The 11,059-nt window shown below is 47.6% G+C and carries 10 protein-coding genes; all 10 read right to left on the reverse strand.

The genetic code is table 11. The annotated features are described in order from the left end of the window. Positions 1-154: 154 nt before the first annotated feature. The 10 genes from Q0224_RS02420 to rpsB all read right to left on the reverse strand — a co-directional run bounded on the left by Q0224_RS02420 (position 155) and on the right by rpsB (position 10,665). A complete protein-coding gene (locus tag Q0224_RS02420) occupies positions 155-1,135 on the reverse strand; it encodes a DUF3137 domain-containing protein (RefSeq protein WP_297948843.1) in 981 nt (326 codons plus the stop codon). A 141-nt stretch (positions 1,136-1,276) separates the two neighbouring features. Beyond that, positions 1,277-1,705, reverse strand: a complete 429-nt coding sequence (locus Q0224_RS02425) for a hypothetical protein (RefSeq protein WP_297948845.1) — start codon at positions 1,703-1,705, stop codon at positions 1,277-1,279. A gap of 481 nt (positions 1,706-2,186) precedes the next feature. Continuing rightward, complete coding sequence (locus Q0224_RS02430; protein WP_297948847.1) at positions 2,187-2,969, reverse strand: tetratricopeptide repeat protein; 783 nt, start codon at positions 2,967-2,969, stop codon at positions 2,187-2,189. 406 nt (positions 2,970-3,375) lie between these two features. After that, positions 3,376-5,172 (reverse strand): arginine--tRNA ligase, encoded by a 1,797-nt coding sequence (gene argS / locus Q0224_RS02435; protein WP_297948849.1) that lies wholly within the window; start codon positions 5,170-5,172, stop codon positions 3,376-3,378. A 5-nt stretch (positions 5,173-5,177) separates the two neighbouring features. After that, a complete protein-coding gene (gene tatA, locus Q0224_RS02440; protein WP_177388991.1) occupies positions 5,178-5,393 on the reverse strand; it encodes a twin-arginine translocase TatA/TatE family subunit in 216 nt (71 codons plus the stop codon). 10 nt (positions 5,394-5,403) lie between these two features. Then, positions 5,404-6,018, reverse strand: coding sequence for a guanylate kinase (gene gmk / locus Q0224_RS02445; RefSeq protein WP_297948851.1), 615 nt, complete (start codon positions 6,016-6,018; stop codon positions 5,404-5,406). Continuing rightward, positions 6,018-8,102 carry a hypothetical protein gene (locus Q0224_RS02450; RefSeq protein WP_297948853.1) on the reverse strand — a complete coding sequence of 695 codons (2,085 nt, stop codon included), beginning with the start codon at positions 8,100-8,102 and terminating at the stop codon, positions 6,018-6,020. Before Q0224_RS02450 ends, gmk begins: the two co-directional genes overlap by 1 nt. A gap of 57 nt (positions 8,103-8,159) precedes the next feature. After that, the gene (locus tag Q0224_RS02455) at positions 8,160-8,801 is read right to left on the reverse strand and encodes an ABC transporter ATP-binding protein (RefSeq protein ID WP_297948855.1); all 642 of its coding nucleotides are present in this window, start codon (positions 8,799-8,801) and stop codon (positions 8,160-8,162) included. Positions 8,802-8,803: 2 nt separating this feature from the next. Further along, positions 8,804-9,868 (reverse strand): translation elongation factor Ts, encoded by a 1,065-nt coding sequence (gene tsf, locus Q0224_RS02460; protein ID WP_297948857.1) that lies wholly within the window; start codon positions 9,866-9,868, stop codon positions 8,804-8,806. Continuing rightward, positions 9,868-10,665, reverse strand: a complete 798-nt coding sequence (gene rpsB / locus Q0224_RS02465; protein ID WP_297880676.1) for a 30S ribosomal protein S2 — start codon at positions 10,663-10,665, stop codon at positions 9,868-9,870. Before rpsB ends, tsf begins: the two co-directional genes overlap by 1 nt. Positions 10,666-11,059: the final 394 nt, after the last annotated feature.

Raw genomic sequence — 11,059 nt, forward strand, 5'->3', positions numbered from 1 at the left:
TTATTGTGTATTCCCTTATTACTTTATATGGCTTTTCTTTATGCAATCTCAAGTATCGTGTATCATGACTATTTAGATAGCTTGGAGAGGGACGAAACGGAGTAATTTGGGCTTTAGTAGGCTTAAATTTAGTGCCAATTAGCTGCGGCGCGCGTTAATCAGCCAAAATCGCCGCCCCGCTTAAATCCGGGTTTAAATTTAACTCGTCTATGATAGATAAAAGCTCTGAAATTTCCTTTTTGATTTCAGTGGCGTCCTCTAAGCTCGGCGGCAGCGAAAAGAGCGTCGTCTCAAATTTGTTTTTCGCTCCGTTTAAAAATAGATAAAATTTATCGTCCATAAACGCCGCGCTCACCCCCATTTTCCCCGCGAATTTTTCCTTTAGCTCTCGCAGGCGCTCCATAAACGCGGGCGTCAAAAGATACCTCGCCTCTACTTTATCGTCCGCAAAGACCCGAAATTCTTTACTAAAAAACACGTCGTCCATCTGTTCTTTTTCGCCTATAAATTTAGTGTTTAGCGTGCGACTCGCGACTATCGTTTGCCCGCTAAATTTCTTGTAGAACTCGCATACCAAAACCGAGCCGCTGAACGCCTGCATATCCTTCATGGCCTCCCAAGCAAAAACTATCGCAGATAGCAAATTTAGCGCCGCCGAGTCGCCGATTTCCAGCGTCGCGCCGTTTGGGATGCGGATCGCTTCGCTGAGGTTAAATTTGACGCCGTTATAAATGCCGCTGATTTGATCTTCGGCGCGAAACTCACCTAGCGAATAGATGCCGATTTTGCGAAATTCTTTACGGCTGATGCCGGCATTCGGATCGTAGCTAAAATTTGGATCTGTGCCCCGAATAGCGGCGCGGACGAAAACGTCTTTATAAAACGCTTTGTAATCCCCCAGCTCGCTGGTCACTCGGCCCCTGTTAGCCATTAGTGCGGCTTGAAAAAACGGAATATAGATAATGATGAAAAATAGCGGTGCAAGGCGATTTTCAAAAAGATGCCATACGGCAAATCCGCAGCCTACGGGCAGCGCTATTATAAATAAAATTCCCAAAAACAGATACTTTATAAATGCTAGCCGGCACTCTTTTTGCTTTTTGGCGGTGGCAACTATTGCTTCGTTTATATTCAAAATTTTACCTTTTTCTAAATTTACATAGCGGATTTCGCGCATGGAGCGAATTTTAGCAAAATTTACGCCGCAAAGATACGGCGGCGCGAGTAAATTTTATTCGGAGGATTAAATTTATGAAATTTACGTCGCGGCAGCGATCTACTCGGACGTGCGCTGATTTAGCCACATTTTAAGATTGCCCGCGCCCTCTTTTAGCACCCCAAATCCTGCCGCGGCAATACAGACAAAATTAATTAGCGAGCCCCTCCCGCCGACATTTAAAATCCCAAAGCCCACAATCCACAGCGCCGTGCCGAAGCCAAGCGTGCACACGGCGGTCGCGATCCCCAGCTTGCGGCGCAAGAGGCTTGGTTTGCGCACCACCTGAACTCGAGTGATCACGTAGCTGCCCGCATATCCTCCGCGGATGAAATACGCGCGCGCAAGCTCGCCCTCCTCCACGGGGATATCATTAAACTCGCCGCGCAGCTTCACGCCGTCTATCTCGAAAAATACCCAAATTTTGCTATTTCCTCTTGCAGCGTGGACGCGAAGATTTCGAACCTCGCCCGTGATCTCATATTCCAATTTGCATCCTCAAACAGCTTCGCGCTTTGCTTCCGCGCTAAATTCCGCGCCGTAAAATTTTAAAATCTAAAATTTGCCTTGCTCGCAGCACTGTCCGTAAAATTTTAAAGTTGAACCTCTACAAGCACTAAATTTAGAACTAAGCCTTAAAATTTCATAGCGATAGAATTCCAAATAAAGCTCGCCGCTAAATTTAGCAAGCCATATGTGCGGGCTATCTGGACCTTGCCAAATTTCGCACGTCGCAAAATCGCGGCGAAATTGCGCGCGCTACAAAAGCTCACAAATCCGCCGCGGTAGTATCGCAAGTAAGCCCATCGCAAAAAACCAATACCGCGCGACAAGCAGCGCAGATAGACGGTGCAAGGCAGGTAGCACAACAGACGCCATATGACAGACGGTGCACGGCGAGCAATACAAAACAGGCGGCGTGCACGGCAGGCAGTGCAAATCGGCAAATGTGCGCCGGGCTACCAAGCGCCTACTTCTTTAAAATTTGGTTTTTCATGAATTCGTAGAGCTGGCAGGATTTTTTATTGCCCGCATCGCAGCCCTTTTTGACCCATCCAAGCCCCTTGGAAAATCCGCGCAGATCTCCCTTGCTCACATACAAATAGCCTAAATTATTGCAGGCATCGCCGAAGCCCAGCTCGCAGGATTTGGTGTAAAGCTTCTCCGCCTTGTCGCGATCCTGCGGCGCGCCGAGACCCTTATCATACGCAACGCCGGCGTTATAACAGCTATCCACTAGCCCTCCGTCACAGCCTCGCTCGAAAAAGCTCACCGCCTTTGCCGGATCCGCCGCAAGCCCGAAACCGTCCGTGAAATAGACCACGGCCGCATTGTGGCAGCTCTTGGCATAGCCCAAATCGCAGGCTTTGATATAGTGCCGAGCTGCCGCAGAGAAGTCCCTACTCAGGCGCCCCCTTTGATACAGGTTGCCTAGCTTGTGGCAAGCTACGGCGACGTTTTTATCGCACGCTGCGTCATAAAATACGCCCGCTTGCGTCGCATTACCCTCGCCGTCGTATAGGGCTCCCAGATCAAAGCAGCTATCTTTCTCGCCCGCCTCGCAAGCCTTGACAAAAGCGGGCTTGGCGCCATCGTAATCTCCGCGGGAGAGCTTGTCGTGCCCCAGCTGCGCGCAGCTTACGCCATCGCCGCGGTAGCATTTAAACGATAAAACGGGCGACGGCAAAAAAAGCACCATAACCAAGACGCAAACGGCGATAGAAAGTGCCGTTATGTCGATGATCTTTCTCATATCTATCCTTTTTGCGGCGATGTGCCGCGGGGCTTAAGGAGTACTCTTTTGCAGGCAAATCCCGCCAAGGAGAATTTTACGAATTAATTTCGTCGCATGAAATTTAATCTGCACAAAAATTTTAGTACCTCAAGCCTTGTTTTAAAATTTTACTTCGAACTTCCACGCCGCAAAATTTTAAAATTTCAAAATTCCGCAAGCGGTAAATTTGCAGCCGAATTTAAATTTTACGAACGGCGCAGTAGCAATATCGCGAACTGCTCGTAAAATTCTAAAATCGAAATTTTACGAGCTGTAAATTTAGAACTAGCCTTAAAATTTCATAGAAGTAAAATTTCGCTTTGTATTTAAATCATAAATTTCGTTCGTGAGATTTAGGCTATCGGCGCGAATGTAGCCTGTGCGGCTACATCTTCTCTTTCGCGCTTAGGCCCATCAGAGCAAACGCCGTGCGAATACTAAGCGCTACGAGCGCGAACAACTTGAGCTTCGCATCCTCGTTCTCGCTGCCTACGACGCGGTTTTCGTTGTAGTATTTGTGAAAGTCCGCCGCGAGCGCTTTTAGGAAATCGGGCAGCTTCTGCAAGCCGCGCGAATTAAAAGCGTCGTTTAAAATTTCATTCAAGCCAAGCGCCGCAAAAGCTAGGCCGAGCCCCGCTTCATCCAGCGTGCCGAAGTCCGCGCCCAATACGTCCGCCTCGCGCTTGCCCGCTTTAGTAAAAATTTGATTGACCCGCGCGTGAGCGTAGTTGATGTAGAAGATCGGATTGCTGCTGTCCTCGCGCGCGAGCTCGTCCACGTCGAACTCAAGCGGCGTCTCGCCCTTTTTGCTAATGAAGATAAATCGCATCGCGTCCCTGCCGATCGCGGCGAGCACGTCGCTCATCAAAATCGCGTTGCCCGCGCGCTTGCTCATCTTGTAGGTCTGCCCGTCTTTGAGCAAATTTACCATCTGCATTAGGATGATCTCGAGCCTGCTTTCGTCATAGCCCAGAAAATGCACGGCAGCCTTTAGGCGCGCGATGTAGCCGTGGTGATCGGCTCCCCAGATGTTGATGCAGCGCTCATATCCGCGCTCAAATTTGTTGTTGTGATAGACGATGTCGCCCGCGAGATAGGTCGGGCGCGCATCCTCGCGGATGACGACGCGATCCTTTTCGTCTCCGAGCTGCGATGAACGGATCCAAATTTTACCCTCCGCCTCATACATCTTGCCGCTGCGCTCAAGCTTCTTAATCGTAGGCTCAAGCTCGCCGTAGAGGCTCTTTTCGCTAGCCCAGTTTTGGATATGGATGCCGGCGTCTGCGAGATCTTTTTGGATGATCTTTAGCACCTCATCTTTAGCAAACTCCGCAAGGATCAAAACGCGCGATTCGTCGCGGAAAATTTCATCGCCGAATTGAGCGCGCGCAAGAGGGATGATCTCATCGATATACTCGCCGCGGTAGTATTTCTCGGGATAGCTCACATCCTCGTCCGCAAGCTCGCGCGCACGAAGCGCGATCGAAGTGCCCAAAAGCTCGATCTGATTGCCCGCGTCGTTGATGTAATACTCGGTATCGACGCGGTGCCCCAGATAGCCTCCGATGCGCGCGAACGTATCGCCGTAAACGGCGCCGCGCACGTGCCCGATATGAAGCGGACCGGTCGGATTGGCGCTGATATATTCGAGCAGAATTTTTTGCGGCGCGGCGGCAGAATTCTGCGCCTCATCGCAATTTGATGCTGCGATGGAATTTGACGCCTCTTCGAAATTCTGCGAAATAAAATTTTGGCTAGCGGCGGAATTCCGCGATTTAGCGGCGTCATTGCCGCTCGCAGCCAGATTTGCAGCGGAGCCTTTGCTAGCAGGCTCGCCCGCGCAAAGCTTTTCCGAAACTGGTAAAATTCCACGTCCAAGCTCGGCGTCGTTTTTCGCAAAATTACCGCCCAGTTTAAGGGCATTTTCAGCAAGAGCGCCCAACACGGCGGGCTTTAGATGAAAATTTAGATAGCCGTTCACCGCCGTGGCGCTTAAAATTTCGCTATCTTTAAATTTAGCCGCAAGCTCCTCAGCGATGAGCTTAGGCGCCTTTCGCAGCTCCTTAGCCAGCGCGAAAGCCTCGGGCGAGGCGTAATGAGCCAAACTTTTATCTTTGGGTTTTTCTAAAACGACTTCGCGAGATAAAATTTTAAAAATTTCGTTTAAGACTAAATTTTTCAAATCCTTTACGCCTTTTTAGTATCGCTGATTTCGGCGTCTTTAACCTCTTGCTCCATCTTTTTCTCGACCTTTTGCGGTTCGTCGTCCTCTTCCATCTCTTTTTTGAAAGTCTTTATGCCCTGTCCTAGACCCTTTGCAAGCTCTGGGATTTTTTTTGCTCCGAACAGCAACACAACAACGATCAAAACAATCAGCCAGTGTCCAATACTCATAGAACCCATTTTTTCTCCTTTAAATTTTCCAAATTTCGATTAGCTTGCCTATGTCGCGGCTCGCCGTTTCTAGTTTGATAGTTTTGTAGATTGATCTTAAATTCTCATACGCCGCTTCCAGGCGGTCGTTTATTATGAAATAATCATACTCGCCTAGGCGCTCCATCTCCTCTTGCGCGTTTTGTAGGCGCAAAGCAATATCGGCGGGATCATTATCGCCACGAGTGCGCAACCTATCTCTAAGCTCCGACAAGCTCGGCGTAGTAATAAATACGCTAGTAAGCTCGCTTTTAGGCACTTTCCCGCGCACGATCTCATATCCTTGCACATCGATGTCAAAAATCACGATCTTACCCCGCTCAAGCTCGCTCGTAGCGGCTTTTAGTGAAGTACCATAGTATTTGCCGTGGACCAATGCCCACTCTAAAAACTCTTCGCGCTCGATGCCTGCACGAAACTCGCTCTCGCTTATGAAATGATAATTCACGCCATCCGCTTCGCCTGCACGCATTTCGCGCGTCGTAGAGGAGATCGAGAAGTATATCTGCTCGCCAAATTCTGCGATAAGACGCTTTATAAGCGTGCTTTTGCCGCTGCCGCTGGGACCGGAGACGAGCAAAATTTTGCCTTTCACTATCTATCTCCAAACGATATGTCAATATTGATCTTAAAGTCCTTCAGCGCGTCTTTAGCGTCCTTATTGCCCGCAAATTTCTCGATCGTGTTTGCGATGCCCGCTTCTAGATCATCGCGCAATTTGGTTTTCAGCTCCTCTGCGCTCGGTTTTTTACCGTGCTCGTTACGCAGTGGCTCGCTTTTGGCGCTAGGCTCTAACTCGCTTGCCATAAGGCTGGCAAACTCCGCCGCAGCCGAAGCGGCAAGCTCATTCGGCGTAGACTGCACGCCAAATTTTATCTCATTTGCCTGCTCGGACGCGCCGAATTTATGCGCTTTAAATTCGGTGCACTCCGAAGGCTTTGATATAGGCTTTGAAGCATTAAATTTTATCTGCTGCGCAGCACTCTTTGCGGGCTTACCGGATTTAAATTGCTCGCTATCTGCAGAGCTTTCGGCAAACGAGTTTGCGAAATCGCCCTCCATAGCGCGCAAAAATCCGTCCGCAAACCCGCCGGCAACGCTATCAGCTTGCTCGCTTTGCTTCGGTAAATCTGAGGCATCTAATATGTGCGGCAAGTTTAGCTCCGAAAAATTTGGCGCAGGAGTGGAATTTGTAGTCCCGGTATTGCTAGAATTTGCAGAAGCTGCGAAATTTGCGCCAATTGAATTCCATGCTTCATTATGAGCAGACATAGGCGTATTCTGTGCAAGTCCGCCGGTAAATTCCATGCTTTGAAACGGAACGGCGTTATAAAGATTTTCGCGAGGTATATCGCCCGCACCCGCTAACGCAATCGGCGTATCTGAAGCGACCTCGTATTGAGACGAAATTTGCGTTTTTTGAAAATCCGTAGCCGCTTTATTTTTATCATGCGCAGATCTTTTATCCTCTTTTTCATCGGAAGTAAACGCAGCCGCGGCAAAATTATCATATCCGCCAAACTCCTCCACGGGCATGCCAGCGCTATCGAAAAGCCTGGAAAAATCCATATCAAATCCACTGTTAACAGGCACGCCAGCTGCATCTTGCACTACTTGCGAGGCAGAATTTTTTTCATCTGTTTTATAGGCAAATAAGCCGTCTGATTCATGCTGTTTAAGCGTAACATCCGCAGAGTCTTTCGCTTCCTCTAGATTAGACGCAGCGTCTGCCTTTTTTTCAACAGCAGTTTCATTAGAGCTATCAGCTCTTTGCGGCTCGTCTTGCTGCGCAAGCGGTAAAGTTTCGCTTGCCCGTGTGGCGGGAATTTCATCTTTTATCTGCGATTTATCCGTTTTGGAATTCTTGGGATTTTCATCGTCTAGCGCTGCTAAAGCTATCGGAGCGTCATCCTTTGCGAGCGAAATTTCATCTTGAGGCGCGTGATTACTTTCGGCGGGTTCGCTTGTGCCGATACTATTTAGCGGCACATCCTCAGGGATATCGCTAGCAGCTAAGTTTAGAGGCATATCGTCTGCGATATTATCCGCAATCTTTTCTGCGACGGCGTTAAGCGGCGTGTCATCGGCGATGGTGTCCGCAAGAGCCGCTTCATCTGCAAGCTGCGAGAGCGGAATATCATCTGCGATCTCGTCCGTGCGCGGCATATCGCCTACCAACTGCGAAAGCGGCACATCATCTGCAATCTCGGGCGCTATATCGTTTGCCAGCTGCGAAAGCGGTATATCCTTGCCCGAGTCATAAAAGCTATCCACAAGCTCTTCAAAATTACTGCCAGAAGTGGAATTTGCCTGATCAATCGCATCGATCTCTTTCATTACAGAGCTTGCATCGGCAAATTCTTTCGCCATTTTTTCTTTCGCCTGCACGCTCATATTTTGAACCGAAAACTCGCTGATAAATGTAATGAGCTCAAGCGGCGAAAAAGGCTTTGTAAGGGTGTATCGCGCTCCTGAGGCCGAGACATTCTTAGGCGTCAGAAACAGCGTTTTATTAAGATCAAATTTTGAAATATCATCGCCATCTTCATAATTTTTTATCGTCAAATCATATTCACTCTCGTCTGCACTATATGCTACCAGATCCGCACCGATGCGCTCGCAGCAAATATTTACGACACTTGCAACCTGCTCATTGTGATTGTCAAGTAGAATTTTCATTTATGACCTTTTAGAAAGAATTTGGGCTATTGTAAGATATTTTTGGTTATTAATTGCTTATATTTGCGCTAAATTTCGGTTATTTAGACGATAAACTTTGCAGCATTTTTGCGCTAAATTCTCATCGTGGGTCACAAGCACGAGTGCGCCGCGGCTGGATTTTACGTAATCAAAGATCACACTCATGACCTCGTTTGCGGTATCCTTATCTAAATTTCCAGTAGGCTCGTCGGCAAAGATTATGCGCGGCTTTTTGCAAAGTATACGGGCGATGCTCACGCGTTGCTGCTGCCCGCCGCTAAGCTCGCCCACGCCTTGCTTTAAAGTATGTTCGATCTGAAGCTTTTTTAAAATTTCATCATCTATCGCATTATTCGTAAGTTTGGCGGCGAGTTCGATATTTTCGCCAGAGGAAAAGCCCTTAAAAAGGTAGTGGGATTGAAATATAATACCGAAGTCGTTGCGGCGGATTTTAAGTCTCTCATCGGAGCTTAGCTCGTAAATACTGCGCCCGCCGTAAATTACCTCGCCAGAGTTCGGCTTTAAAAGAGTACATAGAATATGAAGCAGGGTTGATTTGCCGCAGCCGCTAACGCCCAAAATAGCGATACTCTCGCCCTCATGAACGCTTAAGCTTACATTTTCAAAGAGCGTATAATCATACGCGTGAGTAAGATTTACGCCCTTTAGAAGTTCCATATTTAGCCGATTTGAGCCGCTACTTCGGCTGCGAAGTCTTCGCTCTTTTTCTCTAGACCCTCGCCCACTTCGAAGCGGACGTATTTTACGATCTCGATCTTGCCGCCTAGTTTTTTAGCTTCTTCGTCAATCACCTGCTCGACGGTTTTCTTGTCGTCCATTACATAAAATTGCCCTAGCAGCGTGAGGCGCTGATCGATCTGAGTATTGTCGGCGATGAAGCGATCGATCTGACCTGGCAAAATTTTATCCCAAATTTTTTCAGGCTTATTTTGCTTGCGAAGCTCGTCTTTTAAAACTTCGATCTCTTTGGCTAAAATTTCGTCCGTTAGATGCGCGCGCGAGCCGAACTGCGGGATCTTATGAAGGGGCTTACCTAAGCGCACAAACTCCTCATTTTCCTTCTCAAACTCGCCTTTAAGAGCCAAGAATTCTTTTTCGATAAAATCGGGGTCAAGCTCTTTATAGCTGATGACCTGCGGTTTCATCGCGGCTGCGTGCATGCAGAGATTTTTTATAAGCTCCTTCGCACCCTCCGCAGTTTGCTCGCTGTCGCAAGCTGCTGCGATGATTACACCTACGCGGCCGTTTGAATGCAGGTAGCCGTTTACTACGCCGTTTGCACCCGCCTTAATCGTCTCAAATCTTCTAACGACCAAATTTTCGCCGATCGTAGCGATCTGGCTTTTTAGATGCTCATCGAATTTAACGCCGTCGATGATGCTGGAATTTAGCTCATCAATGCTGCTAATGCCCTTGCTTTGGATATGTAGAGTAGTATTTTTAACTAAATTTATAAAATTTTGATTTTTAGCCACGAAGTCGGTTTCGGAATTTATCTCGCTTATCGTGGCGATCTTATGATCCGCACCCACTTCGACGCTCACTAGACCCTCGCTAGCTAGACGGTCGGCTTTTTTAGCGGCCTTTCCGAGACCCTTCTCGCGAAGCAGATCGACAGCTTTATCCATATCGCCGTCTGTTTCAACTAAAGCCTTCTTGCAGTCCATCATCCCCGCTCCGGTACTTTCGCGGAGCTCTTTTACCATTTGCGCGCTGATTTCCATTACTCTTCGTCCTCGCTTACGTCAAAATCCTCTTCGCTCATCGCCTCGGCTACGACTTCCTCTTTCTCCTCGTCGCTGACGGCTTCGCTCTGCTCGACATCCTCGCTTGCGTCTTGATCGCGAAGTGCCTTGCCTTCGTTGATCGCCTCAGCCATCTCTTGGCAGAAAAGCTGAACCGAGCGGATCGCATCGTCGTTGCCAGGTATCGGGAAATCGACTACGTCCGGATCGCAGTTTGTATCCAAAGGCGCGATAACCGGCATTTTTAGGCGGTTAGCTTCCGCTACGGCGATCTTTTCTTTTACAACGTCGATGACGAAGATCATATCAGGCAAGCCCTTCATATTGCGAATGCCGCCTAGATAAAGCTCAAGCTTCTCTTTTTTGCGGCGAAGCATTAGCGCCTCTTTTTTGGTTAGTAAATTTATCGAGCCATCCTCTTCCATGGTCTCGATTACTTCGAGCTTGCGGATCGATTGCTTGATAGTGGAAAAATTCGTTAGCATGCCGCCTAGCCATCTGTGGCTCACATAAGGCATGCCGCATTTTTCGGCGTACTCTTTTAGCGTCGCGCCAGCTTGTTTTTTGGTGCCTACGAAAAGTATCGTCTTGCCCTCGGCAGCCGCGTCGCGCACGATATTATAAGTGTAGCGGAAGTAGCGGATAGTTTTTTGTAGATCTATGATATAGATACCTTTTCTCTCGCCGAAAATGAATTTTTTCATCTTCGGATTCCATCTGCGCGTTTGGTGTCCGAAATGAACGCCGCACTCTAGCAAATCTCTCATTGTTACCATGAGTTTTCTCCTTGTGGGTTTCCCCGAAATTTAGGTTTCTCCTCCACACCCATTAACATTTGCTTTTAACAAACGCAACCAAATTTTAGGACTGGTGTGTGTGAATTGAAGCTTGGATTATATTTAAAAATAACTGAATTAAAGCTAAATTTAATATATTGATCAAGATCGAATAAAGCTTCAATATAAAAAATCAAAAAATAATTTTTTTATATATTTTTAATCAAATATAACGATTTTTTTGCTATAATCCGAACGTTTTAATACAATGCCGATTACAAACCAAACAACTTGATTCAAAATTTTATTAAATAAATCAAAATAAAACATATAAACCAAAAGGAGTCCTCAATGGCAGTAACACAAGCGCAAGTAGCACAGCTTTACGTAGCGT

Source organism: uncultured Campylobacter sp. (assembly GCF_938002845.1).
Classification (GTDB): Bacteria; Campylobacterota; Campylobacteria; order Campylobacterales; family Campylobacteraceae; genus Campylobacter_B.